28 protein-coding genes and 2 pseudogenes are annotated in these 25,858 nt (G+C 65.2%); 14 read left to right on the top strand and 16 right to left on the bottom strand.

Annotated elements, in window-relative coordinates:
* Together mhpA and ACZ6DL_RS19510 are read right to left on the bottom strand one after the other, a co-directional pair.
* Entirely contained in the window at window positions 1-1,569 is a 1,569-nt protein-coding gene (gene mhpA, locus ACZ6DL_RS19505) for a bifunctional 3-(3-hydroxy-phenyl)propionate/3-hydroxycinnamic acid hydroxylase MhpA (RefSeq protein WP_466052875.1), read from the bottom strand.
* 42 nt (window positions 1,570-1,611) lie between these two features.
* A complete protein-coding gene (locus tag ACZ6DL_RS19510) occupies window positions 1,612-2,448 on the bottom strand; it encodes an aldehyde dehydrogenase family protein (RefSeq protein ID WP_466052876.1) in 837 nt (278 codons plus the stop codon).
* A 102-nt stretch (window positions 2,449-2,550) separates the two neighbouring features.
* On the opposite strand from ACZ6DL_RS19510, the gene ACZ6DL_RS19515 reads away from it, so the two are divergent.
* Window positions 2,551-3,006, top strand: coding sequence for a MarR family winged helix-turn-helix transcriptional regulator (locus ACZ6DL_RS19515; protein WP_466052878.1), 456 nt, complete (start codon window positions 2,551-2,553; stop codon window positions 3,004-3,006).
* On the opposite strand, the gene ACZ6DL_RS19520 is transcribed toward ACZ6DL_RS19515, so the two are convergent.
* Complete coding sequence (locus tag ACZ6DL_RS19520; RefSeq protein ID WP_466052880.1) at window positions 2,995-3,702, bottom strand: class II aldolase/adducin family protein; 708 nt, start codon at window positions 3,700-3,702, stop codon at window positions 2,995-2,997. The genes ACZ6DL_RS19515 and ACZ6DL_RS19520 overlap by 12 nt on opposite strands.
* A gap of 136 nt (window positions 3,703-3,838) precedes the next feature.
* Between ACZ6DL_RS19520 and ACZ6DL_RS19525 the strand changes: the two genes are divergently transcribed.
* On the top strand, window positions 3,839-4,627 hold the full coding sequence (locus ACZ6DL_RS19525; protein WP_466052882.1) for an IclR family transcriptional regulator: 789 nt from the start codon (window positions 3,839-3,841) through the stop codon (window positions 4,625-4,627).
* Between the two features lie 153 nt (window positions 4,628-4,780).
* Complete coding sequence (locus ACZ6DL_RS19530; protein ID WP_466052884.1) at window positions 4,781-5,335, top strand: pyridoxamine 5'-phosphate oxidase family protein; 555 nt, start codon at window positions 4,781-4,783, stop codon at window positions 5,333-5,335.
* 293 nt (window positions 5,336-5,628) lie between these two features.
* Here the strand turns inward: ACZ6DL_RS19530 and ACZ6DL_RS19535 are convergent, their stop codons facing one another.
* On the bottom strand, window positions 5,629-6,423 hold the full coding sequence (locus ACZ6DL_RS19535) for an antibiotic biosynthesis monooxygenase family protein (RefSeq protein WP_466052886.1): 795 nt from the start codon (window positions 6,421-6,423) through the stop codon (window positions 5,629-5,631).
* A 649-nt stretch (window positions 6,424-7,072) separates the two neighbouring features.
* Entirely contained in the window at window positions 7,073-8,029 is a 957-nt protein-coding gene (locus ACZ6DL_RS19540; RefSeq protein WP_466052887.1) for a carbohydrate kinase family protein, read from the bottom strand.
* Window positions 8,030-8,046: 17 nt separating this feature from the next.
* On the opposite strand from ACZ6DL_RS19540, the gene ACZ6DL_RS19545 reads away from it, so the two are divergent.
* The gene (locus ACZ6DL_RS19545) at window positions 8,047-10,281 is read left to right on the top strand and encodes a trehalose-6-phosphate synthase (protein WP_466052889.1); all 2,235 of its coding nucleotides are present in this window, start codon (window positions 8,047-8,049) and stop codon (window positions 10,279-10,281) included.
* A 236-nt stretch (window positions 10,282-10,517) separates the two neighbouring features.
* Complete coding sequence (locus tag ACZ6DL_RS19550; RefSeq protein ID WP_466052891.1) at window positions 10,518-11,306, top strand: oxidoreductase; 789 nt, start codon at window positions 10,518-10,520, stop codon at window positions 11,304-11,306.
* A 559-nt stretch (window positions 11,307-11,865) separates the two neighbouring features.
* On the opposite strand, the gene ACZ6DL_RS19555 is transcribed toward ACZ6DL_RS19550, so the two are convergent.
* Entirely contained in the window at window positions 11,866-12,477 is a 612-nt protein-coding gene (locus ACZ6DL_RS19555; RefSeq protein WP_466052892.1) for an AraC family transcriptional regulator, read from the bottom strand.
* A 291-nt stretch (window positions 12,478-12,768) separates the two neighbouring features.
* Here ACZ6DL_RS19555 and ACZ6DL_RS19560 point away from each other — a divergent pair, with 291 nt between their 5' ends.
* Window positions 12,769-13,587 (top strand): alpha/beta fold hydrolase, encoded by an 819-nt coding sequence (locus ACZ6DL_RS19560; RefSeq protein WP_466052893.1) that lies wholly within the window; start codon window positions 12,769-12,771, stop codon window positions 13,585-13,587.
* A 254-nt stretch (window positions 13,588-13,841) separates the two neighbouring features.
* Here ACZ6DL_RS19560 and ACZ6DL_RS19565 read toward each other — a convergent pair whose 3' ends face one another.
* Window positions 13,842-14,162 (bottom strand): HEAT repeat domain-containing protein, encoded by a 321-nt coding sequence (locus tag ACZ6DL_RS19565; protein ID WP_466052894.1) that lies wholly within the window; start codon window positions 14,160-14,162, stop codon window positions 13,842-13,844.
* A 179-nt stretch (window positions 14,163-14,341) separates the two neighbouring features.
* Window positions 14,342-14,587, bottom strand: coding sequence for a hypothetical protein (locus tag ACZ6DL_RS19570; RefSeq protein WP_466052896.1), 246 nt, complete (start codon window positions 14,585-14,587; stop codon window positions 14,342-14,344).
* Between the two features lie 163 nt (window positions 14,588-14,750).
* Between ACZ6DL_RS19570 and ACZ6DL_RS19575 the strand changes: the two genes are divergently transcribed.
* Window positions 14,751-15,389 (top strand): TetR/AcrR family transcriptional regulator C-terminal domain-containing protein, encoded by a 639-nt coding sequence (locus ACZ6DL_RS19575; RefSeq protein WP_466052898.1) that lies wholly within the window; start codon window positions 14,751-14,753, stop codon window positions 15,387-15,389.
* Window positions 15,390-15,516: 127 nt separating this feature from the next.
* Here ACZ6DL_RS19575 and ACZ6DL_RS19580 read toward each other — a convergent pair whose 3' ends face one another.
* The 5 genes and pseudogenes from ACZ6DL_RS19580 to ACZ6DL_RS19600 form a co-directional block, all read right to left on the bottom strand.
* Window positions 15,517-16,257, bottom strand: a complete 741-nt coding sequence (locus ACZ6DL_RS19580; protein ID WP_466052900.1) for a TetR/AcrR family transcriptional regulator C-terminal domain-containing protein — start codon at window positions 16,255-16,257, stop codon at window positions 15,517-15,519.
* A gap of 269 nt (window positions 16,258-16,526) precedes the next feature.
* Window positions 16,527-16,664, bottom strand: a complete 138-nt coding sequence (locus tag ACZ6DL_RS19585; RefSeq protein ID WP_466052902.1) for a hypothetical protein — start codon at window positions 16,662-16,664, stop codon at window positions 16,527-16,529.
* Window positions 16,661-17,074 carry a hypothetical protein gene (locus ACZ6DL_RS19590; RefSeq protein ID WP_466052904.1) on the bottom strand — a complete coding sequence of 138 codons (414 nt, stop codon included), beginning with the start codon at window positions 17,072-17,074 and terminating at the stop codon, window positions 16,661-16,663. Before ACZ6DL_RS19590 ends, ACZ6DL_RS19585 begins: the two co-directional genes overlap by 4 nt.
* Before the next feature lie 288 nt (window positions 17,075-17,362).
* A pseudogene (locus ACZ6DL_RS19595) lies at window positions 17,363-17,482 on the bottom strand (RNA polymerase sigma factor SigF); the annotation flags it as partial.
* Between the two features lie 214 nt (window positions 17,483-17,696).
* Complete coding sequence (locus ACZ6DL_RS19600) at window positions 17,697-18,701, bottom strand: LacI family DNA-binding transcriptional regulator (RefSeq protein WP_466052905.1); 1,005 nt, start codon at window positions 18,699-18,701, stop codon at window positions 17,697-17,699.
* 166 nt (window positions 18,702-18,867) lie between these two features.
* On the opposite strand from ACZ6DL_RS19600, the gene ACZ6DL_RS19605 reads away from it, so the two are divergent.
* Genes ACZ6DL_RS19605 through rbsD form a run of 5 tightly spaced genes read left to right on the top strand, consistent with a single transcriptional unit; the run spans window position 18,868 to window position 22,961 of the window.
* Window positions 18,868-19,863, top strand: a complete 996-nt coding sequence (locus ACZ6DL_RS19605; RefSeq protein WP_466052907.1) for a sugar ABC transporter substrate-binding protein — start codon at window positions 18,868-18,870, stop codon at window positions 19,861-19,863.
* Complete coding sequence (locus ACZ6DL_RS19610) at window positions 19,860-20,828, top strand: ABC transporter permease (RefSeq protein ID WP_466052909.1); 969 nt, start codon at window positions 19,860-19,862, stop codon at window positions 20,826-20,828. Before ACZ6DL_RS19605 ends, ACZ6DL_RS19610 begins: the two co-directional genes overlap by 4 nt.
* 9 nt (window positions 20,829-20,837) lie before the next feature.
* On the top strand, window positions 20,838-21,608 hold the full coding sequence (locus ACZ6DL_RS19615; protein ID WP_466052911.1) for an ATP-binding cassette domain-containing protein: 771 nt from the start codon (window positions 20,838-20,840) through the stop codon (window positions 21,606-21,608).
* Complete coding sequence (locus tag ACZ6DL_RS19620) at window positions 21,605-22,549, top strand: ribokinase (protein WP_466052912.1); 945 nt, start codon at window positions 21,605-21,607, stop codon at window positions 22,547-22,549. The genes ACZ6DL_RS19615 and ACZ6DL_RS19620 overlap by 4 nt, the downstream gene beginning before the upstream one ends.
* A 25-nt stretch (window positions 22,550-22,574) precedes the next feature.
* Complete coding sequence (gene rbsD / locus ACZ6DL_RS19625) at window positions 22,575-22,961, top strand: D-ribose pyranase (protein ID WP_393242029.1); 387 nt, start codon at window positions 22,575-22,577, stop codon at window positions 22,959-22,961.
* Between the two features lie 352 nt (window positions 22,962-23,313).
* Here rbsD and ACZ6DL_RS19630 read toward each other — a convergent pair whose 3' ends face one another.
* Together ACZ6DL_RS19630 and ACZ6DL_RS19635 are read right to left on the bottom strand one after the other, a co-directional pair.
* Entirely contained in the window at window positions 23,314-23,553 is a 240-nt protein-coding gene (locus ACZ6DL_RS19630) for a hypothetical protein (protein ID WP_466052914.1), read from the bottom strand.
* Between the two features lie 104 nt (window positions 23,554-23,657).
* Window positions 23,658-24,551, bottom strand: coding sequence for an SDR family NAD(P)-dependent oxidoreductase (locus ACZ6DL_RS19635; RefSeq protein WP_466052916.1), 894 nt, complete (start codon window positions 24,549-24,551; stop codon window positions 23,658-23,660).
* 263 nt (window positions 24,552-24,814) lie between these two features.
* Here ACZ6DL_RS19635 and ACZ6DL_RS19640 point away from each other — a divergent pair.
* Both ACZ6DL_RS19640 and ACZ6DL_RS19645 read left to right on the top strand, forming a co-directional pair.
* Window positions 24,815-25,060, top strand: a pseudogene (locus ACZ6DL_RS19640) (polymorphic toxin type 37 domain-containing protein); the annotation flags it as partial.
* Window positions 25,057-25,317, top strand: a complete 261-nt coding sequence (locus ACZ6DL_RS19645; protein ID WP_466052918.1) for a hypothetical protein — start codon at window positions 25,057-25,059, stop codon at window positions 25,315-25,317. The pseudogene ACZ6DL_RS19640 and the gene ACZ6DL_RS19645, both read left to right, overlap by 4 nt.
* A gap of 91 nt (window positions 25,318-25,408) precedes the next feature.
* On the opposite strand, the gene ACZ6DL_RS19650 is transcribed toward ACZ6DL_RS19645, so the two are convergent.
* A complete protein-coding gene (locus ACZ6DL_RS19650) occupies window positions 25,409-25,849 on the bottom strand; it encodes a DUF1931 family protein (protein ID WP_466053269.1) in 441 nt (146 codons plus the stop codon).
* Window positions 25,850-25,858: the final 9 nt, after the last annotated feature.

Here is a 25,858-nt window from a genome sequence, read left to right on the forward strand (position 1 = left end):
TCAGGAGACGCTGGTCGTCAGGCAGGCGATGTAGTCGGCCGCCAGGGTTGCGGCCCCCTCGATGGCCTCGGCCGTGCCGAACACGTAGTGGTCAGGCCTGATCAAAACGGCGGCAATGGAATTGGCAGCCAGCCATGCCGTCCAGACTCCGTCGCAATCGCGCAGGTCGGGGTTGCCGCTGGCTGCCAGTGACAGTGCCGCCACCTCTGCCGTGGCCAGCGACGCGCGCAGTGGCTCGTCGAGCAGGTCGGCAGCTGGTCGTTCTGCGGCGAGGATCAACAGCGCGCCGTAGCCGGTGGCAGCATCCAGCAGGACCGCGGCGCCATCGACAGCGACGGGGAACTGTGGGGTCATCGTCCCCGAGAGTTCCCCGCTCGCTCGTACCGCTCCCGCCCCGAGTATGGGACGCGCCGTGATGGGCAATACCACTGCGGGATCGGCGTTTCCGGCGATCATGCGGGCGTCGCGCTGCGCCGCCTGTTCCGGATCGAGCACGCAGATCACTTTTCCCAGCTCCACCGACATCGCGATCGCGTGCTGCAGATGCGCGCTTCGTTCACTGGTGTAGGTGTCGAGCAGATCCGGCGGCGATACCCGGCGCAGGACTCGATCCAGTTTCCAGGCCAGGTTGGCTGCGTCGCGCAGGCCCGAGCACATGCCTTGGCCGGCAAACGGTGGCATCTGGTGGGCTGCATCGCCGGCGATCATCATTCGTCCGTCGCGCCAGCGATCGGCCCAGCGGGCGGCGAAGGTGTAGATCGCGTGCCGTTCCAATCGAGTGTTGGCCGGAGTCCGGCCCCACGAAGACAACAGCTCCCAGGCCCGATCGACGGTGCCGAGTTCGGCGGGATCCTCGCCGGGTAACCGCATGAATTCCCAGCGGCGCCGACCCTTCCCCCCGGAAACTATCGTGGTCGGGCGTGCCGGATCGCACAGTTGCCAGTTCTGCGGCGACCAGACGATGTCGTCGGTCGGGATCGTGTCAACGATCAGCCAATCGAAGAAGAAGCCCTGATCGTGCATCGTCGCGCCCATACGCTTGCACACCAGGCTGTTGGCACCGTCGCAGCCGACGACATAGCGAGCGGTCAGTGTCCGGGAGATGGTCGACCTGGGCACGCACTGTTCCGAGGCCGGCCCGGTATCGGCGACACCGACGACGACCCGGCCGGGATGCTCGTCGACGGTGACGACCTCAGCGCCCCGAATCAGCGTGACGTTGGGCATAGTCTCGACAGCGTCGGCCAGTACCTGTTCGAGTTGCGGCTGAGAGAAGAAGTTGGCTGTGGGCCAGCCGTTGGGCCCGGTGCCCGACCAGTCGATGCGTAGCAGCGCCTCGCCGTTTGCGTTTCGCCATTCGTAATGGTCGGGAACTGGGTCCGAGATGGCCTGGACCTGTTGGGTCAGGTCCATTGATCCGAATATCCGGCCGATCTCGTCATCGAAATGCACTGCGCGTGGCAGCGGATACGGTTGCGGCCAGCGTTCCACGATGACGACATCATGGCCGCGGAGCGCGAGCATTCGCGCGGTGGCCAGCCCGACCGGTCCCGCGCCGACGATCACCACGTCGTGATCTGGATTGAGCATTGATCCTCGCTTGAACGGTTCTCAGTTGCCCTGGTGGACAATGTGCTTGATCTCTTGGAACTCCTCGATCGCTCGGTGTCCGTTGAGCCTGCCGACACCGCTGTGCTTGAAGCCGCCTTCCTCCATCTGGTCGTGGATGACGCCCCAGGTATTGGTCCACACGGTGCCTGCGTCGATCCGGCGTCCGACCCGCATCGGGCGATCGACATCCCGAGTCCAGATCGAGGCGGCCAGCCCGTATTGGGTGGCGTCGGCGCGCTCGATCGCGTCGAGCTCGGTATCGAAGATCTCGAAAGTCGCTACGGGCCCGAAGGTCTCGTCCCGCACCACCGGCATCGTCACGTCGGCCACTTCGATCAGCGCGGGACGGAGGAAGGCGCTCGTGCCGGTAGGCTCGACCAGCCCGCCGCGGACCAGTACCTTCGCGTATCCGGCCGCTTCGTCGACGAGCCGGTCTACGCGCTCGGCCGCGGCCGCCATGATGGCGCGCCCCACCACGGTGGAGCCGGTGTAGCTGATCACATCGGAGTTCGGGTCCGAAACCAATACTGGGGCACCAGTGTTGCCCGACTCGGTGAACGCATTGACGACACCGGCGGGCATCGCCTCGGCGATGAGTTCGTAGAGCAGCCCGTTGGTCAGCGTGGTCTGCGCGGGCATCTTCATCGCGACGGTGCAACCCGCGGCCAACGCGGGCGCGAACGAGCGCACCGCCAGGATGATCGGCGAGTTCCAGGGAACGATCACCGCGGCTACACCGATGGGCTGGGGCAGTGCCATCGAATACATCCCCGGCGCCAGCTGCGCGGCTCGGCCGCTGTCGGTCAGGGCGAGGGCGGCGATGGAATCTATCGGCATGAGCGCCACGCTACGATGGCGTCCTGCATAACAAAAGCAGCATCCTGTAACGCAGGACACATCGCGAGGGGGGATGATCTACCACTAGAGGTAAACTGGGGTGTGCCTCCCACCGACCACGGCGACCTGCCGGCCGAGATCACCCGAACGAGCTGGACGCTGCATCGAGCACTCCGACAGAGTCAGGGAACGCCCCGCGGCGAAAATCCACGGCCGCTCGCCCAGGTAGAGGTCCTCAAACTGGTCGATAGCCGTCCCGGCATCACCGTCCGCGAGATCGCCGAGGCACTGCGCATGCAGGCCAATAATGTCAGCACACTGGTCTCGAACCTGACCAAGGACGGATTCCTCGACCGCCGCGCCGACCCTGCGGACGGCCGGGTGATCCAACTCCATCCCACCGCCAAGATGCGAGCCGCGAGCACCGAACTCGCCGATCGTCTCGACGCCGGGGTTTCCGATGCGCTGGCGACGCTGAGCGAGCAGTCCCGCGCCCGCATCGCTGCGGCACTGCCGGACCTGCGCGCGCTCGCCGAAGCGCTCGGCTCACAGCCCTGAATCCGGCCGCCCCGCCTCGCTCCGCCTGATCAGGTATCGCCATCCAGCATCGAGTTGAGCATGGTTCCAGACCTGCTCGCGTTTGAACTCCGTCTCCGCTTGGTCAGACCACACCGCCGGGCCACCCGCCGACGCGGCAAGAAGCTGTGTCCGGCAGGCGCGTTCGAGCAGCACGGCGTACATGACGGCGGTACCGATGTCGGATCCCACCGTCACCGCGCCGTGGTTGGGTATCAGGATCGCGTTGGCACCGGACAGCCCGCGAGCAAGTGCGCGCCCCAACTCCGTCGTCGCGATCAGCGCCCCGGTTTCCTCGAATCGGGGCACCTGCGGGCACGCGAAGGGCACCGCGTCGTGCGAAATCGGCAACAGCTCACACCCCAGAGAAGCGAAGGCCGCAAGTGCGGGTGCGTGCGTGTGCACCACCGCGCCGACATCTGACCGGGCAGCCATGATCTCGGTATGGATCGGGAACTCCAGATGCCGGCGCCCCGACCCCGCCAGCACCTCACCGGTCGGCGAGACCAGGACGACCGTATCGAGATCGATTTCCTCGAACCCCCACCCGGATGCCTTCATCCACACCCCGTCACCGCCTGGGTCACGCACCGAAGCATGCCCCCAGACCATGTCGCCGAGCCCCGCGGCGGCCAACGCGTGACTGGCTTGGACCACCGCGTACCTAGGGTCTTCCATGGGCCTCCTTCAACCATGCCGAGCGTATGGGAGATCCATCGCTGCTGCTACACAACCCACCGTAGATTCAACATCCTATATAGCGGCACATACATCCTGCTTTACAGGACACCATTCGGGTGACTAGCGTGTGTCCATGACCGAACGAAACGCCGCACCGAGCACCTACCGGGAACGCAACTCCACGGCAGATCGCGCGCTCGACATCCTGCTCCTGTTCTCGGCCGAGAAGCCGGTATGGACTGGCACCGAAGTCGCCGCCGGACTCGGCGTCGCCCGCTCGACCGGCTATCGGTACCTGCAGAGTCTGTCCAGCAATGGATTCGTCGAGGAAACCCCCGGCGGATTTCGTCTCGGTCCCAGGATCTTTCAACTCGCTCGCCTCGCCCGTGCCGGCCTCGGGCTATCCGAGGCCGCGTTGCCGGTGATGCGGATGCTGGCCGCACATGTCGACGAAACGGTGCTGCTGACCCGACGCTCCGGTCGCTCGGTGGTCTGCCTCGATCTCGTCGAAGCCCAGCACGCGGTTCGACTCTCCTATGAGCGCGGCCAGGTCCTGCCGATCAACGCGGGCGCGGCGGCCGAAGTCCTGCTGGCCTGGGCCGACCCCGACGAGGTCACCTCGGTACTGGAACAAGCCCCGCTCGAACGTTTTACCACCAAGACTCTCACCGATCCCGCAGCATTGCGCACACGACTGTCTCGCATCCGCGAAGCCGGAATCGCGGTGTCGCAGGGCGAACTCGACCCCCACATCCTCGGCGTGGCCGCACCAGTACGAAATGCCGCGGGTTCGGTCTGCGCCGCGGTCAGCGTCGCCGCCCTCGCCGCCCGCGTGCCCCGCACTCGGCTCCGCGATGTCCAGTCGGCAGTGAAAGACGCGGCCGCGGCGATCTCACGCCAGCTCGAACTTCGCGACTCCTGAATATCAGGACGTGCATACCGATTTCCAGGAAGGAATTTCTACGATGGGCGGAGTTAGTCACCCCATCGAAGAGGAGACCTGGATGATCGTGCTGCATGACTTCGACCCGAGAACCCGGTTGATCGGTCCCGCCGCGACGGAGGTTCGCGTCGCATGAAAGCCGAACCCACCCGCGAACAGATCCGGGACACGATCGCCGAGCTGCTGCGTACAGAGGAGCTCACAACCCTGGCCACGATCGATGCCGACGGTTTCCCCTCGGCAGCGGCCATGCACATCGCCGGTGACGGGCTCATTGCCTACATTCACACATTCCAGTACAACCGCAAGCACGCCTATCTGCAGGCCAATCCGAACGTCAGCTACGTCGTGAGCGATTTGCCGGATGACGGATACGCCGGGCGCCGCCTGACCCGCTCGTTGCAAATGCAGGGCCGCGCCACGCTGGTCACCGATGCCGACGAGATCCAGCACGCCGTGCAATTGAGCCTCGCCCAATTCCCCTGGCTCGCCGACTCATCGATGTACGACAACGTCAAGTTGCCCGACCAAGGCCAACAGGTCTTCTATCGCATCACACCGACCAGAGCATTGTGGGCCGATCACCAGGTCCGCATGCTGTGGCGCGTACTCCTCGAATTCAGCGTGGACGGACGCGAGATCATCGACTCGCAGGATTACAACGCGATAATGGGCCGCAAGCGCTGACATCACGCTCACCGGGCGGGCGGCAACTGGGCACGGGGCTTCCGTCCGATGTGCCCAGTTGGCCACACGTCGACCATTCCCGCGCAACCCCCTGCCGGACAATGCGGGCCATGGCCGCCCAGCGACGCAACCGGCCCAGGATCGGCGCGTCAGCCGCCTTGCCCTCGCGATGATCTGACCCCCGGGCGGTCGAGCACAAACATTCCTTCGCTCATGCTCGACCTGTGCTCAGGCATTTGCCTTGGCGTCTCGTGACCAGTCCCGAACGCAAGCCGCCCCGCTGACAGATGATGTCAGGACACGCAGATTCCGGCGACTGCGACAGGAGCTATCGCTTGGCGCGTGCACGTGCACCCCGGCGGGTAGCCACCCGTCACCTCGGCGAACCCGGGATTTTCCACCGCCTCGAGCAGCGCTGCAGCGGACTCCCACACCGCCAGGTTGATCAACACGTTGCTGCCGGCCGATCCGCGGTAGAGGTCTGCACGGAGGAGTCCGGCGCGCTGTCGCATGAACCGAGTGGTCTCGCGCCACGCAGCAATGGCAGTGTCCACACCGCCCTCAGGGGCGATAACGATATCGAGCAGCGTGAATGGGCCGTGGGTTGCCGAAAGCTGGGACTTGAAGGTCACTTCCGGGCAGAGCTCGAAGAAGTCGATCGTCGATACGCTGCCCGCGGCACGGTCAGTCGAGGCATCGAACGAATACCCCCAAGGAGCACCCGCGCAGATCCCCGACACGGCAACCGGCCGAACGAGGTGCGGATACGACGCGGATCCATCCGGATACTGCGGGAGAAGTTGTTGGAATTCCGGGCTGGCGAAAGCATCCTTGAGACGTTCAGCGGACTCCCATACCGCGACGTTCGTCAGCACCCGACTGCCACCAGTGCCCCGGTACAGCTGCGCGGAAACAAGACCGGAATACGTCTTCATCACTTCCGAATCCCTTCGCCATACCTCGATCACCGCATCGATGCCGTCCGGGGGCGCGACAAAGGTATTGACAATCATCACCGGCCGCCCCCCTTCTTCGGCGAGTTGTCCCAGGAATGGGGTTCGGGGGTCGAAGTCATTCAGCGTGATCATAGAAGTCCTCGGTTCTCGTCCGGATGTGGCGGCGGTGCGCGCACCCGATCGACAATTCTCCGATCGAGTCCCGTTTTTCGGTACCAGCGTCCTGGTATCCAGGACTTTGGCACCGGGCATCACCAACGAGCAGCTCCCGCCTGTCCGCGCGCAGCTTCCGGCCGCTGCTGTCCAATGCCGACGAGCCGATGTGGGTCGCGGCATTCGTGCTGCGTACCGGCCCCCTATCAGGAAATCGCCGAATGCTCTGCCTCACAGGGCCTGGTCACTGAGAAGGCTGCCTCACGCACATTTCCGCAACGTCGATTCACCGACGCCTCGGAGCGGCGGTACGCACTCGAGGCGGCCGCGGTGTCCGTGGGGACCCGCAGGGGAAAGAGACCGACGGTCTTCCACACTGCTCTGCATCTGTCTCGTCCCGCGCCGGATGCTATCGCGTTCCCCTCACCGATCTGGTTCGAGGCAGCGGTCCCTTAAACCGCTGTCGCTCCCTGTAGGTCCTTTGTATTTGCCGTGAGGAAGACGCTCGCTCGCCCAGCGAAGCGGTGCCAGCTACAGCCTCTTGAAAAGCGATGTTCCGGGCGCATGTCGCCCGCCAGCTCGCGGTATGCGACGCATTTCACTGCGTTGCGGGAGGCTGAACCGTTGGTCAGCGTTGTTCGCGCTCCGCAGCCGCGCGACTCGATATTGTGGTTCGCGCGATCCACCGCTCGAGGTCGGCGGTCCCCGGAGCCCTGTCGGACCCCAGGCCGGTGGCCGCTGCCGTTCCGCACGCCACGGCGGCGGCAAGGCATGTCGCCAGCGGCCATCCGGCGAGCAGGCCATGAACGAAACCGACGTTGAAGCAGTCACCGGCGCCGGTGGTATCCAGAGCCGAAATAGGTTGGGGAACAACGTCGAAACGTTTGCCGTCTTGTGTTGCGGTGGCACCGGCGCTGCCGAGTTTGATCACCACGGTCGGCACAATCTCGTTCAGCCGCGACATCGCATCATCAATGGTCGGTGCCCTGGTCAGCCGCAGTGCTTCCTCGGCGTTGGGCGCGAAGACATCGGTGGAAGCCAGCGCGGCCCGCACTCCGGGGGTGCCGACATCGACGCCGACGTCTTGGCAGTCCATCACCACGGTGATGCCGAGGTGGCGGGCGAGCTCCAGCCCGCTTACCGTGTCGGCGTCGTAGCGTAGTTGTGGCACCATCAGGACACGTGGTCGGTATTGCCGTAGCAGCGACGGGAGCGGTTGCGGGGAGCTCGGGTCCTGAAAACTGACCATCGCCCGGTCCTCCGGCGTGGACATGGCGACGGTCAGACTGCGCAGCGGGTTCGGCTGATACCGGAAGGCACTCTCGTCCAATTCCTCCGCGCGTGCCGCGCGAAGGACATGGGCGCTGAAGGGGTCGGTGCCGAAGTCGGTCGCCCACACAACATCGTGCCCGAGTCGATGCGCGGCGATGGCCAGGGTGTAGGCGCCACCGGGCATCATTGTGAACCCGTCTGCGAAGACCTCACGGCCGGGTCGGATGGGCTCGGGAAGCCCGTGGAATATCAGGTCCACGAAATAGGCTCCCACCACCAGAATTTCCCGACGACCAGGCTCGTCTGTGTCCATCCGATGACCGTACCGGCGTGGGTGCCGGATGCGGGCGGTCGGATGAATATGGCGGGCAAAGAATTCATGCTGTGGGTGTTAGCTTGGGATTGGTGATGAGAATCTTGGTCACCGACTTGGACGGTACGTTGCTGGGCGGGGAGATCGTCGACCAGCGGCGACTGTGTGCAGCGCTTACCCGCCATCCGGAAGTGACGGTGGTTTTCGCCACCGGACGCGGCGTGGCGTCGGTAGCCGATGTGCTGTGTAACCCACTGGTGCCGAGACCATGCTGGATTATCGCCGATGTCGGCGCGACCGTCGTCGACGGCACCAACCTGCAGCCCATCGGGGATATTCAAGACCAACTTCGTGCCGGATGGCCTGGGACACAACGAGTTCGACAAGCGTTGATCCGCTTCGAGCAACTGGCGTACCAGCGGGTGGCTCAAGACGGGCGCTGCTCGTACCACTTGGCACCGGACCAGCTGACCGAAGAACTCACCGCCGCTGTCCACGCGCTGGGCTGCCGGTGGCTGTACTCCGCCGACCGCTACTTCGACGTCATGCCGCCCAACGCATCGAAGGGCAACGCCGTGGCGGCGCTGGCCGAAAAGTTCGGTTGGTCAATGGATCGCGTCCTGGTGGCCGGTGATTCGCTCAACGATGTATCGCTGTTCCAACTGGGCGCGCACGGCGTGATAGTCGGCGGCCCCAAGGCCGCCCTCTACCGGACCGTTCCCCCCAATCCACGCGTCCATCGCCCCGAACAGCCTGGCGCGGGCGGGATTCTCACAGCGCTGCACGCGCTGGGGTGGGTCGCACCGGACAACCGCACCGACGACCGGTCCTGCCTGGTAGTCGGCTATCACCGACCACCACTGCCCCGCGCCGAGCGACGATCACCGCCCAGCCCCAACGGGATTCTACCCAGCCTGACCGCCCTATTCGCCCAGGGGCTGCCGGGCATCTGGGTCGCCGCTCGGGTTGGCGAGGACGATGTCGACACACGCGAGCACGAGGCTCCACTATCACTGCTGCCGGTGACCGCCGACGAATGGAGCGGCTACTTCCATCGCGCATGCAAGGAAGCACTGTGGCCGATCCTCATGTCCCAGCCGCACCGGATGCGCTTCGATGCTGCGGACTGGGCCCACTACCGTGTGATCAACCAGCGCTTCGCCGAGCGCATAGGCGATCGAGCAGCACCCGCCGCGACCGTCTGGCTACACGATTACAACCTTTGGCTCGTTCCCGGCCTGCTTCGCCGGATCCGACCCGATCTGCGCGTCGGACTGTTCCACCACACGCCGTTCCCACCGCCGGAGGTGTTCGCCGCCCTGCCCGCCGCAGACGAAATCCTCTGCTCGCTCAGACATTTGGACTGGGCTGGCTTTCACACCGATGCCTTCGCGGACAACTTTCGACAAACCCTGGTCGGCCAGCCCACACTGCCGGCCTTGGGTGTCCATCCGCTGGGTATCGACCGTCCAGCCATCGAAGCACTCGCCAGCAGCCGCGCCTCGCGCATACGACCCAGCCGACACGCATTGGTGCTCTCTGTCGAACGTCTCGACTACACCAAAGCCCCCGTACACAAAGTCGACGCCATAGCGGCGTTGCTCGACCACCGCCCGGACCTGCACGGCCGACTGGTGTTCCGGCTCGTCTGCCCACCACCGGAACCAGGCATCTCCGCATACGACACCACTCGCCGCACTCTCGAACGACGCACCACCGAGATCAACGACGCCTGGCGTGTCGGCAGCTGGCAACCAATCGACTACATCCCGCATAATCTGCCGCTCCCGGAGGTGATCGACCACTACCTGGCCGCGGACGTGTTCTGGGTAACGTCCCTGCAGGACGGCATGAACCTGACTGCGAAGGAATTCGTCGCCGCTCAGTCGGCGGTGACCGGACCCGGCTTCCGGCCCGGGGTGCTGGTGCTGTCCCGCTACGCCGGTGCCGCAACTGAACTCGGCGACGCCGCCCTGCTCACCGACCCGAATTCCCTCGAGGACCTCACCACCACGCTGGCCCGCGCCCTGTCCCTCGACCGCACCGAGCGCCGCACTCGCGCGAAACGTCTGTCCCACCTCTTGGGCCACGACCGGCCCATCGACTGGGCAACCCGCATCATCGGCGCCATCCGCGCCCACACACCCGGCCCGGCCGCAGTGCCGATCACCTGTGGCACAAGTCAGCGCCGTGAGCCGCACCTACTGCCACGACCGAGTGGTCGACCTGGAACCACGGTTGACCCTGGATGACTACGTGGCGCTGCTTTTAGAGAGCCCGGCTGACCGTCGTCGACACCGCTGACAACCCGATGTGCCGAATTATGCTCTGTCTCAACGTGTCTCGCTCGGATTTGCCGATCTCGATCGAAATGATCGGATATCATCCCCGCATGCTGCCCGGCCTACCCCGGGCCGACCCGAAGCGACGGTGCGGCTGAGCCCGGCACCGGCTGCCTTCGACTGGCAGTGCAGGAAGGAGAATCTGCATGGATCTCGAATTGACCGGCAAGACAGCAGTTGTCACCGGAGCGAGCCGCGGTATCGGATTGGCCATCGCCGAGGCATTGACTGCCGAAGGCGTGCGGGTCGTCGGTGGCGCCCGCACCATCACGCCTGAACTGGAAAAGGTAAGCATCGCTGCGGTGTCAGCTGATCTGAGCACTGCGGAAGGAGCGACGCGGCTGATCGACGGTGCACTCGCCGAGCTCGGCGGCATCGACATCCTGGTCAACAACGTGGGCGCGGGTGATGCGGATCTGCTGGGGCTGGGCGGTTTTCTCGATGTCACCGACGATCAGTGGCGAAATCTCTTCGACCTCAATCTATTCAGCGCCGTATGGGCCACCCGGGCAGCGCTGCCTAGCCTACTGCAACGGCGTGGATCGATTGTGAACATTTCCTCGATTTTCGCCCAAACCCCTACCCCCGGCCCGATCGGCTACAGCGAGGCAAAGGCTGCGCTGACTGCCCTCAGCAAACGACTCAGCGACGAGTTCGGCCCGCACGGGGTGCGCGTCAACACCGTATCGCCCGGTGTGGTGGGTAGTCCGCTGTGGCGCGGTCCGGAAAGTTTCGGAACAAATGTCGCTGCTGCACAGGGTATTTCTCATGCCGCACTACTGGAGAACCTCGGTGATATTTTCAATATCGCCTCCGGCCGGATCTCCGAGCCGGAAGAGGTCGCGGCACTGATCGCCTTCCTCGTTTCCGATAAGTCTGCCAATATCGTGGGGGCGGACTTCGTCATCGACGGCGGCACCATCAAGACTGTCTGACACCTGCACGAGCCGACCGAGGCCGGCACAGCGGCGTATCTGCTATATGCGCGGCGCAACGGTACTGTCCGGTTGCGGGGCCAACCGCTCGGCACCATCCCAGGGCCACGCAGCCTTGTCACTGCCGATGAGAGTAGTGCGGTAGCCGTGCGGGGCTGCGGCGCTTGACCGGCCCGGTCCGGCAGATTTGTCGGTGTCCGGCGGAGCGTCGATACACAACGTCACTCGCGGCGGTCTGCGGTGTGATCTTTCGGTGTCGCGGCCGCCGCCGGTGTGTCGGTGTGAGGTGACGCGGGATCCGTTGAGGGGGTGAGTGTTCGGAGGGTCAGCAGGGAGGGCGCTGTGTTCGAGATCGACCGATTGAGCGAGGGCCGAGGCGGCTGATCGTGCATTCCACGGCGTGCCGAAGTTTGTAGAGGCGCCGGTCGAACGCCGGCGGCCGTCCACCGGCGTTGCCCTTCGCCACGCGATGCGCGGCCTGATCCACCTTGATCGGGATAGTTGCCTTGATCCCGCGCGCCGCAGGTAAGCACGGTTGGCCGCCGACGAATACGCCTTATCATCTCGTCGGCCAAGCGACTTCATCGATCGTGAGCCACGGCGCCCTCGCGACGGCGGTGGGAGTCATACCGGTAATCGCCTTGGTTCGACGGTGCAGATGAGATTGGTCGGCATAGCCGGCCTCGACGGCGGCCTCCGCAGACGGGCGCCCTCCCGCTAGGAGATGGGCGGCATGGTCGAAGCGGACGAGTTCGGACGCATGCTTGGGCGAGACTCCGATATGGGTCCGGAAGCGAGACCAGAGTCGCTGGCGGGTCCAGCCGGTTTCCGCAGCAAGGGTTTCGATGCGGAGCCGGCCTCTAGTGCGGACGGTCCGGTCCCAGACGTACGCGATCTCGGGTGCGACACCGAACCCGCGAGGGACCCGGCTTCGAAGGAACGCGGCGGCGATCGTGAACCGGTCGTCCCACGACGGCGTCGAACGGAGTCGCTCGGTCAAAAGGGCGGTGGAGCTGCCCCACAGTTCCGGCAGCGGTGTCACGGCGCCGCCGATGATGTCGGTGTCCCGGAGGATCGCTGCCGCGATGACGGGGGACATGCGAATCTGCAGGACGTCCCCGACCCCTGCGCTCGTGATGTTTACAGCGCCGGCATGCAGGCCGACGATCACGTTCCCCGTGACCCGGCGCCCGAGAACGTCGTAGACGACTCCATGCTCGCTGAGATCGAGCAGGAGCGTTACCAGGGGATGCGGGATAATCGTGATGTCGACGGGGGCATCTTCGTGGTATCGGAAACCCGCGATCTGAACTCCCGGAGTCGGTAGTCCGACCGGGACAGCGACGTCGACCCCACTCCAGTCGAATCGGCCCGTTACGGTCATGGATCCAAGGCTAGCCGGAGCGCGATAACGTGACATTCGTTCAATACAGCGTGACGAGCCCGCGACGAAACTGCCGGCATGAGCGAACCGAGTCCTACCCGGACATACGAGGATACGACCGTCCGCGGGTTACACGTCGTCATCGTCGGGAACCCGGCCGCACCGCCCCTGTTACTCATCCACGGCTCGGGCGCAACCGGTTCGACGTGGGCACCGGTGGTGCCGTCGCTCGCCACGACGTATCGGGTGATCACGATCGACCTTCCTGGATGCGGCCGGTCCGAGCCGGTGCCGACGTACACCGTTGCACAACAAGCGGATCGGGTGGCGACGGCGCTGGACGAGCTCGGCGTCCGAAATCTGAGGGTGGTCGGTCACTCCAGCGGCGGGTATGTCGCTACCGCCCTCGTGGAGCGTCGTCCAGACCTGGTCGGCGAACTGGTCCTGGTCAGCACTGGGCCGAGTCACGAAGCGCTTCTCCCCGAGCCGGCGATCATCCGGGTGCTCACCTCGCCACCCTTCGGGCCGCTCGTGTGGGCGATCCGTACCGATTCGATGATCCGGCGCGGACTGGCAGCGACTGCGGCGGCCCCGATCACGGTGCCCGACGAGGCTGTGGCCGACATGCGCAGGACGTCTTATCGCGCTTTCCGCGCGATTCTCGCCGCCAACGTCGACTACATCGCCACGCGGCCCGTGCCCCAGCGCCTCATCCACGCCGTAAAGCCCCTCCTCGTGATCTTCGGGGATTCCGACCCTCGCTGGGACCCGGCATCGGCGCACCAATACGAGGCGGTGCCGGGTGCCGAGCTGGAATACCTTCGCGGAGTCGGGCATCTCGCGATGCTCGAGGACCCCGACACGCTCGCCCGCTTGATCCTCGACGGCGCACGATAGGCAGCGTTTCACAAGCCCGGTGGCGTTGGGTGGAACCCGTTGTCCGGCTTGCAGGCAGCAGCGGTTTCAGTTTCGCCCACTGGGCATCGGTCAGATCCGCACGGCGCGTTGCCGCTACGCTGTTCAAGAGGTCTCCGGTTGTGCTTGGTCGTTCAACCGACTATCGGAGACCTCGCCATATCACCAACTTCTCACGCGGCCGTTGCCGATTCGCTGATCCTTCTGTAGGAGAACAAGTCCGCCGGGGGCAGCCGTCACTGCGCAGCCGCGTCGCGTACATCGGAATCAGGATCTGCGGTTAACCGCGCCAGCAGTGCCCGCGCCTCGCTGCCGCGGTACCGGCGTAAGGCGGATGCCAGGCCGCAACGGACTTCCGGGTTGGGGTGATCGATCAGGTGTGCGACGTCAACGACGTCGCCGCGACTCCTTCGAGCCAGTCCGTAGAGGGCGTCGATCAGATCGTCGTCGTTGTCGGCCTCACGCAATCGGGCCAGCAGTTGCGGTTTGGTCGACTCCGGCTCGTCTGTGGCGAACCGGCGACGAAGGTCAGCGGCCTTGAATTCACCGCGCCCCAAGCACGCCGGACAGGCGCAAGGACGTCGACCATGAGCGTTCGGTTGATACCGCCACCCCGTTACCTGCCGCACGCGCCGGATTCGACGTAGTTCGACAGGTACGATCGCGCGAGGCACCAGGATCTCATACCCTCGCGCGTCCCCGGCGCGAAGAATGACCGAAACGGCCTCAGCAGCGGTCAATTCTGTCTGCGCTGCACCGTAGTGTCCGACGAGGACGGCTCGTCGTCGGGAATCCGGAAGTCCACCGCGACGATCAGCCGCTGTCCGCCGCGGCGCAATTCGCGCAACCATTGATGCGACAGCACGTAGGACGGCATCACCGGCATACAGAACACTCCGCGACGAAAGCCGTTCGCCGCGATGCCCGCACGGCGGATTCGCCGCGCGTTCTTCTCCGGCGTCAGATGCACCATCAGGGCCATAGCGCGAGCATAGTGATCTGACTGACGATGGCAGCCGGTGTGTCGGCCCACTCAGGTAGCGCGCCCCTGTTCGACCCGCCATCGTGTCGACGCGTATCCGCCGTCCGGCGGAAACGGCTCAATCCTGCGCGACGATCATCCAATAGGAGGCGAAGCAGAGTTCGTGAGGGGCGGCCCACCGGATGCCGATCACCTGCGCGGCAGCGACCCCGCCCCGTCCTCGAGGATCTGGCCCCCGCTGGTAGGTCCGCTGTTACGAGAGTACAAGGCGGCTGTGCTCGACGGGGTGACCGAACTGGTGCTGGCGCAGCTGTCGGTCGATCCCGCCGCCCCGGACTGGGCGACGCAACTGCGCGCCCTCGCCCGGGATTTCCGGCGACTGGCGCCGGCGTATCCGCGGGTGGTGCCGTTGCCGGTAACCGGGCCGTCGGCCACACCGTTGGGGCTGCGGCCGTATGCGGTGATCCGCCTGTGGGAAGAGATCCTCCAGCTGCTCACCCGTACCGGGTTCTCCGGCGCCGACGCGCTGCACGTCTACCGTGCGGTGTTCGGCTTCCGGTACGGGCACGTTCTCAACGAGTTGCAGAAGAACGTGGAGCGTCCCGAGGAGACCGACGACGTACCGCGGCTCGGTCTGCATCGCCTACCGATAGCGGAGTTCCCACTGCTGCGCGAACTCGCGCCCGTCCTGGCCGCCTACGACGGCGAAGCCGAACTCGAACGCGGGGCCTGGACATCCTGCTCACCTCACTCGATGAATCGGGCCGATCCGGACTCCGAGCGCTGTGAGCAAATCCGGTAGCTCGGTGCGAGGCCGTTGCCGCACGGCCGCCACACCCCGCCGGTGCCCGCTGCGTCGCGCTCGAGCCGCGGGCGAGAGGTGGACGGCACCGGCCGCCCCTGGGTGGTTGTGGTCGATTGTGGCGTTCCTATCTCGGCCGCGTGGCGGCTGGTGTCATGGTCTCGGTGAGACCACTGATCAGAATGTCGAGGCCGCGTTCGAGTTCGACTCCGCCTTCGTAGGCAGCCAGATCCGAGGCGAGGCCGCGAAGTAAGGGAAATTCGCCGACGGGTAGGCGGTACAAGCCGAGACGCAGCACGTCGTCGGTCTCTTCGGGGCGTTCGATGATTTCCTGGAGCTCGTTGAGGACGTGACCATAGAGGAATCCGAACAGCGCGCGGTAGATGTGTAGGGCGTCGGTACTGCTGAAGTCGGCCCGGGTGAGCAGGTCGAGGGTGCGTTCCAGCGGCCGCAGGATGCCGAGCGGCCGCAGTCCGAGCGGGGTGGACAGCGGGTGGGTGACCAGCAGGGGAACCACGTTCGGGTGGGCTACTGCCAGTCGGCGGAAGTCGCGGGCGATGATGCGCAGTTGACGGCGCCAGTCCGGGTCGGTGGGGTCGACGGTGAGTTGTTCGAGCACGATTTCGGCGACTCCGTCGAGAAGTGCGGCTTTGTTGGCCGCGTGCCGGTAGAGCACCATCGGGTCGCGGTCGAGCGCCTGGCCGAGGCGCCGCATCGACAGGTGTTCGACACTATCGCGATCGATGATCTCGAGGGCGGCCGCCAACATCGCGGACCGCGTCAGCGGGCTGCCCGCGTGGCCCCCCAGGGCGGCGCGGTCCGCTGAGGCGTCCGCGGAACCGCTTGGTCCGGCCTTGACACGGCTCATCGACTCGGCGCCTTCTCTCGGTCGGAACTCTGATCTATTATCGTTGTAAGTCTACATCGTAGACATACAACGTATCTAGACCCTGAGCTGGCGCGACCGGTTTCGCGCAGCGGCGAAGTCGTCGCCCATGACCATGAACTGTCCAGGAAACTCTTCACGCCGTTTCCACCCACCGCCTATCAGGCGTCCCGACGGCCGGGGCTTACTACGCCGGTGACTTGTTCCATCGGCGGCTGCGGGCCGGAGACTATTTGAAACCTACGGATCGGCTACGTTGAGGCGACCTGCTGTCCGTGTGCGTCGGTGGCCGGTTCAGTCGGCGAGATGCCGATGGGGCGTTCGAGCAGTGTGCTCTCACGGACGAGGGCATTGTCGCGTACGAGCGCGTCCAGGGGTGTGGAGTTCACGCAACGCCACCGGTTCTCGGCGGCGACGGCCGTTCAGGATCAGCCCCGCGTGGCGTCTCACCCGCCTTCGAGTCCGGATCGACCTTATCCGCGCGCTCCCACTCTTTGTCCAGCTCGGTTCGCGATTCCGCCGCCGCACCGCGATGCACGTGCGCCTGCTGAGCAAGCTGCTCGGCCTGCGCCGCCTTGACCTCGGCTTCGGCTTTTGCCGCCCGGCTCTTGGCGGCAGTTTCCTTCGCCCGCGCCTCCCGCTGACCGACCTCGAGTTCTTGTTCCGCCGCGCGGCTACGAATGCCTTCGGCTTCGACCCGCTGGTGTTCGCGCCGTTTGCGCATCAACACCCACACACCGGCCAGAAGCAAAATGACGACAACCGCGACGACGATCACGATCACAATGGTGGTGCTCATCTTTCGACTCCTCGCACTCTCCCCCCTCCACCCTAACGCCGATGCACTAGCCCTGAACTGGAAAAATAGCCGATGGACGCTTAGACGGAACCTGCCCCGCATTCGACCTCCGGCCGGTAAAGGCGGGGCTGCGCCGACAGCGCGGCACAGCCACACAACGGACACTCTTCGATAACCGTTCAGGTGGTTCCGGCGGAGCTTCACCCCTACTGATACCGGGCGGCCTCGTCACTGACGACAATCCGTCCTCGACGCCTCTGGCGCATCGTTGTCGGCCTCCTACGACTATGGGTCGAGGCTTTGCTGAATTTCCTTGACTCGCCGTGGTACTCGCAGCGCCCGGGTGAAGTCACGGAAATGGCGGCGGATCTCTTCCATGATGGTCGGTACCGCGAAAGACAGGAACGTTCCCAGTGACCCGGGCACCCGCGCCTCCGGCTGGACTGCCGATCCCGGGCGGTGCCGGTAAGCGTGGGGGCCGCCCCGGAAGGCGCGACGAAATCCGATCCGCAACGCCGAGGCCTCCTCTATCGAACGCTGTGAAACGGGTGAGACCTCCATTGAGGTCTCGAACCTGGCCGCCATCCTGGAAGCCAAGGACCTCACCCTCGACCGTCAGCCCTCAGAATTCGTCGGGACAACCGCATGAACCCCGCGTGTGAAGTACTGCTTCGAGATTTACCACTCCGGGGCGGGGCATGTGTTCGTCGAGCTGTCGTATCAGCAGATCAATCGCGGTCTCGCCCATGAGTCGGGTGGGCTGTGCCATCGTGGTCAGGCCCGGGCGGGTGTAGCGGGAGTATTCGATTCCGTCGAAGGCGACCACCGCGAGGTCGTCGGGGACTCGCAGCCCGGCATCGTAGGCGGCGCGGAGCATACCCATCGCCTGCAGGTCGCTGGTCACGAAAATCGCTGTGGGGCGGTGCGAATCGGCCATGATGTCGGCTAGTGCGCGGTAGCCCGCAGCGCCGCCGAAATCCGTTCGCACGATACGTCCTTCGGCAAGTCCTGCGGCCGCCAGAGCGTTTCGGTAGCCCTGCACGCGGTCCTCGGCAGTGGACACGTGCGGGCCGCTCAGGCACGCGATTTCGCGGTGGCCGTGTTCGATGAGATGGGCTACGGCTCGTTCCGCGCCTGCGACCGAATCGCACATGACGTGCGCGCAACGCGCCGGATCGATGACGCGGTCCAGTGCCACCAAAACCATGCCCGCCTCCTCGCAGGCGTCGGCGATGCCGGTCTTCCAGGACGACGAAATCGCCAGCAGCCCCTCGACTCTACGATCGATGAAGGTGCGGACATAGGCACGTTCGCGTTCTTCGTCACCGGCGGCATTGCCGACGAACAGCGGATACCCCCGCGCGAAGGCAGCCGCCTCGATCACCGCGGACAGTTCGGCGAAGAACGGGTTGGCGCCGTCCGGAATTACCATGCCCAGCGCATGTCCGCGGTTCATGCGCAGGCTGCGCGCGGACATGTTGGGCCGGTAGCCGAGTTCGGCGATGGCCGCCTCGATCCGGGCCTTGGTCGCAGGCGCTACCTGCCGCGGTCCGCCGTTGAGCACATAGCTCACCAGCGCCGGTGACGTACCGGCCAGCCGTGCCACGTCGGCTCGTGTGACTGTCATCGGAAATCTCTCCTTGCTCCGACCGTCCATCCAAGCACTTCTCACAGGTGACTTGACAGCCGGTGACTCGGGTCACACACTACTCATCAACTCGCGTTGATCAACACGAGTTGATACCTGAGATGGATAGGTCGAACTGACGATGAATGCTCGATTCAGGCGTGCAATGGCGCCGCTTGTCCTCATCGGCGCGCTTACCGCCGCTGCCTGCGGTCGCGGTGGTCAGGACGGGGGCGATGGCGATTTCAAGATCGCGATCGTCACCCGGAACTTCACCAACCCCTATTGGGCGGCATTGCGTGACGGTGCCCTCGCGGAGGGACAGAGGCTCGGGGTGAAGGTCACGGTGCAGGCCGGACAGTCCGAGACCGACGCCGACGGTGAGAACGCCCAGATCTCCACCCTGGCCGCGCAGGGCTACGACTGCTTCGGCGTGGTGCCGGTCAATTCCACGAATGTGATCACCCCGCTGACGCCGGTGGCGCGCAAGAACATTCCTATCCTCGATCTCGACACCCAGATCGATGCGAAGGCCTCCGCGCAGGCCGGGGTGTCGTATGCGAGCTTCATCGGCTCGGACAATCTCGATGCGGGCCGCATCGCCGGGCAGAAGATGCTCGAGGCGCTCGGCGGCACCGGCAAGGTCGCCATCCTGCAGGGCATCGCGGGCGAGCAGAACGGCATCAACCGCGACCAGGGTTTCACCGATGCCGTCGCGGGCAAGCTGGAGATCGTGCAGAAGGCGCCCGCCGACTACGAACAGGACAAGGGCCTGCAGGTCACCGAGGCGATCCTGAAGGCGCATCCGGATATTACGGGCATCTTCGCAGCCAATGACACGATGGGCCTCGGCGCGGCGCAGGCCATCAAGAACGCGGGCCGGACCGGCCAGATCAAGGTGATCTCCGTCGACGGCATCCAAGCCGCCCTCGACGCCGTCAAGGCGGGCAGCCTAACCGGTACGGTGACCCAATACCCGTATGCCGAAGGTCAACTCGCGGTGCAGAGCTGCCTGGCCGAACACCAGGGCAAGAAGTTGCCCGAGCGCGTGGTCTCCCCCATCGCCTTCATCGGCAAGGACAATGTCGACCAGCAGATCGCGGCGTTCCCGCGTCCGATCGTCGCTTTCGACAACCCGGTGGAAGGGCTGTTGAACAAGTGACTGCAGAGGCAACCGAAGATCTCCGCGCGCGTGAGGGGCGCACGGAGATCCTCGCCAAGGTCGCCGAATTCGCGGCACCGCTGGCCCTGGTCGTGCTGTGGTTGGCGTTCTTCATCGCCACCCCGAACTTCCTGACGGCGGACAATATCGGCGATCTGCTCGTCGCCTCGACCATCCTCACAGTGCTCGCGCTCGGTCAGCAGTTCGCGATCACCGTCGGCGGCATCGATCTGTCGGTCGGCGCCAATCTGCCTTGGGCGGCGGCCGTTCTGGGGTATCTAGCCAGCCACGGCTACCCGATGGCGGTCGCCATCGGGACGGCGATCCTCGCCGGACTGGTGGTCGGCATCGTCAACGGCCTGCTGGTCGGCCGACTGCATATGACCGATTTCGTAGTCACACTCGGCATGCTGAGCGTGCTCAACGGAATCACCCTGCTGCTGACGCACGGCAACACCCAGGCTGTGAGTTCCCCCTTCCTGCAACGGCTGGCACTCGACGGCATCGGACCGGTGCGCTGGTTCTGGCTGCTGGCACTGGTCGGCGCATTGGTCGTGGCGGGCATCGTCTTCCGCACCCGGATCGGCATCCACTTGCTCGCCACCGGCGGGCGACTGGAGGCTGCGCGCGACACCGGCATTTCGGTGAACCGGATCCGGCTGTTCGCCTATGCCATGTCCGGATTGCTGTGCGGCATAGCCGGTGTCATGCTGGTTGCTCGCAACGGCGGTGCGGATCCGTCGCTACAGACCACCTACCTGCTGAGCTCGATCGCCGCGGTGGTACTCGGCGGTTCGTCACTGTCCGGCGGTAAGGCATCGGTGCTGGGCACCGTCTGCGGTGCGGTGCTGTTCACCTCGCTGATCAACGGGTTCACCATTCTCGGCATCTCGCAGTACTACCAGCCGGTCGCCGTCGGCGCGGTGCTGCTGCTGGCCGCCGGGATCGCCCGCTTCCGAAAGTAGATCAAGAACATGACGATTCCATTGCTGGAGGCGCGCGTGCTCACCAAGTCCTTCGACTCGGTGCGTGCGCTGGCCGGGGTCTCGCTGACGATCCCGGAGGGTGAGGTCACCGCACTGGTCGGCGATAACGGCGCGGGCAAGTCGACATTGGTGCGCTGCCTGACCGGCGTGCAGACACCGGATACCGGGCAGATCCTGTTCAAGGGCGAACCGGTGCGCCTGCGCTCACCGGAGGATGCCCGCAAGATGGGCATCGAGACCGTGTATCAGGATCTCGCACTCATCGACGATCTAGCCGTATGGCAGAACCTTTTTCTCAACCGCGAGCTGGTATATCCGCTCGGCATCGTCAACCGAAGGACGATGATCGCCCGCAGCGGTGAGATCCTGCGCGATCTGGATGTCGATGTACCCTCGGTGCGCACCACCGTGCGCCGAATGAGCGGCGGACAACGCCAGAGCATCGCCATCGCCCGCGCGGTGGCCTGGGGCAAATCCATGGTGATCATGGACGAGCCGACCGCCGCGCTGGGCGTACGGGAGACCGCCGCGGTGGAGAAGTTGGTGCGCGGCCTGCGCGAGCGGGGGATCACCGTATTGATCATCAGCCACGATCTGGCACAGGTCATGCGGATCTGCGACAACGTCGTGGTCCTGCGACGCGGCAGATCCGTTGCGGCACATCGGATCGCCGAAGTGGACGGCGACCGGCTGGTCGCATTGATCACCGGTGCCGCACCCGGCAATCTGGAGATCACCCCGGACGGAGCCGAGTCGTGACGGTTGTCGTCCTCGGCTCGGTCAACCAGGACATCGTCTGTGAGGTGCAACAGCTGCCGCGGCCCGGCGAAACCGTGCTGGCATTGCGCTCGCGAACCAATCTGGGCGGCAAGGGTTCCAATCAGGCCGTAGCGGCGGCACGAGCGGGCGGCCGGGTCGAATTCATTGCCAGAATCGGCCGTGATGCCGATCCCGGACTTCGGAAAACGTTGCGCGAGTATGGTGTCGAGCTCACTGCGCTGCGCGAGGTGCAGGACGCGCGGACCGGAACCGCCTATATCACCGTCGCCGACGGCGAGAACCAGATCGTGGTCGATCCCGGTGCCAACTTCGGCTGGGAATCCGAATCCGAACTCGACACCGGAGCCGAGGCCGACTTGCTGCGGTCGGCCGAAGTCGTCGTCGCACAGTTGGAAGTGCCACCCAGCGTGGTCGAATGGGCCGCGCGGCGGGCGCGCCGGTTCGTCCTGAATGCCGCTCCGGCGACGGCGCTGCCGGATGAGCTGCTGCGCCGCTGCCATCCGCTGATCGTCAACGAATCCGAGCTGTCGGCGCTGACGGGAACCACCGCGCGGACCCCCGAGCAGGCATTTCACTTGGCCCGTACGCTGTGCCTGCGGGGGGTGGAATCCGTCGTCGCCACACTGGGGGCCGCCGGTTCGGTGTGGGCGCACCGCTGCGATGCCCCGGTGCTGGTTTCCGGGGGATATCAGGCTGCGCCACAGGTTAATGCGGTGGATTCCACCGGTGCGGGTGATGCCTTCGTCGGCGCGCTGGCCGTTGCGCTCGCCGATGGTATGCCGCTCGGTGGCGCCGTGGCCTACGCCACCGCGGCCGGTGCACTCGCCGTCCAGACACCGGGAACCCACGCCTCCTACCCCACCGGGGACCAGATCGTCACGGCGCTCGCGGCCATCCCCATAGCCCAGCCCCTCGTCTGACCCCTCTTCGACAAGGAATCGAACTTTGCGCACCAGCGGACTCATTCACGCCGAATTGCTCGCCGCACTCACGGCGCTGCGCCATACCGACCTCTTCGCCGTCAGCGACTCCGGTCTGCCGGCACCCGTCGGCGTGCCGGTCATAGACCTGGGCATCAGCTACGGACTTCCCCGGTTCGAGCCGATCCTCGAGCTGATCCTGGGAGAGGTAACTGTCGAAGCCGCCTGGGGCAGTCGCGACGTCGCGGACACCAATCCGGAGGCCGCTACCCTGCTCAGCGGCCTCAACGCCGAGTTGATCGACCACGACGACTTCAAACAGCGCATCGGAGCCTGCCGGTTCGTGGTGCGCACCGGCGAGGCCCGGCCGTACGCCAATGTGTTGCTGCGGGCCGGGGTGCCCTGGCTGTAGCGCTCGGAAATGAGTCGGAGGAAGCGGTAGAGATGGCTCACGGCCGGGCTCTGCACGGATTCCCGCTGAGCTGTTCCGGAAGCCGGAAGAACTCCGACCAGGGGTGTCCCGCGACCAGATCGCACTGCCGTGAGGGAGGCCGTCCGATTCGGAAAGCTGAGACCGGTACCCCGCACCGACCCCGTGACCATCTGGCCCGGCGCCAGGTGAGACCTACACCAAACGGCACTATGGCCCGACAAATCTCACGGCGGGCTCAGCCCGTTACCTGGTCATGCGGCGGCGGACAGTTCGGGCGACAACGACCCCCTCCTTGCCGCTGGACCATGCGAAAAGCCCGTCGAGGTGAGGGTCAGCCTCTCAGGTCGCGGCGGGCGTAGCCGTACAGTCCGATCACTGCCATGGCGGCGGCGATGGTGGTGAGCGTGGCGCTTACAACCCGGTCGGGTGCGGCGGCGAGGTGGGCGAACGGGGAGATTTCGCGGAACCAGGCCGTGCGTCGGTGCTTTGGGCTAGGATCACTCCCCCACGGCACCCGGTGAGAGGCAAGCCGTGAGAGAGCCACACCGATCACGATGGCGGGCAGCCGCATCGAGGGAGCATCTCACCGGGCACCTGAACCAGATCCTGGCCGGGACCCGGTCCTGAATCCAGTCTCAAGTAGCCGATGAGCGGATGATTTCGGCGGATGCGTGGTTACCAGGGCAGCTGGACGCCGTCATGGAAGAACCCTCCGGTTGGTCCGTCCGAACCCAGTGTTGCTGCCCAGACGACGCCTTTCGCGCTCTCCTTCGGGCTGCGCGCGTGCTGCTCGTCGCCTGTCTCCGGATGGGTAGCCGTCTCACCAGGGCAAACGGCGTTCACCAGGACGTTGGTACCGGCGAAGGCGCCCGCCATTTTGACGGTCAGCGCGTTGAGTGCGCTCTTCGACAGCGAATAGCCCGGGATCAGACCACCAATCTGTGGGTTGGTCAAGCCGTTCGTCGACGTGAGCGATCCGGCTTCGCTGGAGACGTTGACGATTCGGCCGTGGGCGGACCGCAGCAGCAGGGGTGCGAAGGCATTACAGGTGCGCCACGGCCCGAAAAAGTTGACCTCCATCGCCAGGTGGGCGCGGGCCATGTCGGCTTCCAGCAACGATTGGTCGATATCGAACCCGCCAGCAGCGTTGTTGATCAGTACGTCGAGGTGGCCAAAGGTCGCGCGGACGAATTCGGCGCTGTCGGCGATGCTCGCCGGATCGGTGACGTCGAGGTGCGCGGTGTCTGCGGAGAGTCCGTCGGCGGTGAGTTGGTTTGCCAGGTCTGTGGTCCGGCTCAGGTCGCGGCCGGAGAGGATTACATGGTAGCCGCGGGTAGCGAGTTCACGGGCAACGGCGAATCCCAAGCCGAGGGCCCGGCCGGCCCCGGTGATGAGAGCAACGTTCACTGTGGTGGTGCTATCCGTGGCAGCGGCGTCGGTTGTTTTGGGCATGCAGTGATCATCTGCGAATGCGCTGGCGGCGACCTTGCATGGCACTGTCGCGGCATCAGCCAGCATGCGGTAATGCCGCATACCGTCGTCAACTGGGGCAGCCACCTTGACCCGCATCGAGGCCACATGCCGACGCGGAGCCCCAGCTCAGTGGAGTGGAGCTGACTTGGAAGGGTCGACCGGTAGCGGCCGCCGAGCGGATCGAACACATGGCGACCGGTCGGCCGACAAGGTTGGTGACGGAGCCCGAAGCACCCTGGGGCTGGTGGTCGCTCGACGACTGGGACAACTGCGTCGATGAACAATTTCTGACCGCGTTCGGCGACCGCACGAATCATCGGTGAGCCCTCCCAGCGATGCCGTGCAGGTTCGGGATTTCAGCGTATGACCCCAATGGGCCGAAGGCCCCGGGCCGTCCCGGCGAGGCGGAAGGATCCGTGCCACCCAAAGACGGTGACAAGCGGGTCCCGAACCCGAACGGTAAGGGGTCCGGCTGGCTCGACGCGGATGGGCGTGTGTGGGTGCCAACCGGTCAAGGCTCGACAGCGCACGGCGGCCCGCACTGGGATGTGCAAGAGAAGAAAGGTGGTTATACAAACGTGTATCCAGGCGGGAAGTCGCGATGAACAGCACCGGCACCGCGGTCATCGAGGCCACCGGCGTCACCTACTATTCGCCGCAAGACGAGGCGGCGTTCTCCGGGTGGGTCGACAAGACCTCCTGCATCGAGTCCTACCAAGGACGGGTGCGTACCTTGTGCCTCACCGTAGATCTCGATGCGGTCGATGAAGACGGGTTGCGCGAGATCTTAGCGCTCTATCGCAGGTACAACATCGATCTGAAGGAATTACAGGTCCTCGACGCGGACCGGGTCGGCCCCTGATTCAGCGACTCCGATCGCTGGTGGCACGCGGAAGTCTTCGGATAGCAGCCCGATCCGGTTTTCGGCTGATTCGCCGAGCCCCGGGCCATGGTCAGAGCAGGAGATGGAAGATGTCGAAGGCGATGTTCCATTCGGCGGTCCCGGGGTTCTTGCGGTCCGGTTCGATCGTGACGAATGTGTGCGCCAGCGCCACGCTCAAGCCCCCGGCAATCAGCGGCAGTCGCTGTTCGGTCGCCTCGGAGAGGGCCATGTCCAACGGCGGCCGGGCCGTCAGTTGATCGAGCACAGAATGTAGTTCGATCTCCTGGTCGAGTTTCTCGAACCGGTGGATGCTCTCCTGCAGCCCCTTGGTGATCGGCAGGTCCCACGGTTCGATCACGTCCCTCAGGTTTGCCTTTGCCGAGGCCTTGCCGATGAGGATCAGATCGTAGATCTTGTCGTCGATGAAATCCGTATAGCGCTTGAGGTCGTTCCGGTCGACTTGCAGGCCGGCGGCTGCCCGGAAGAATTGCTGGAATTTCACGGTACCCATCACTGGCAT

Source organism: Nocardia sp. NPDC041819, from assembly GCF_055590505.1.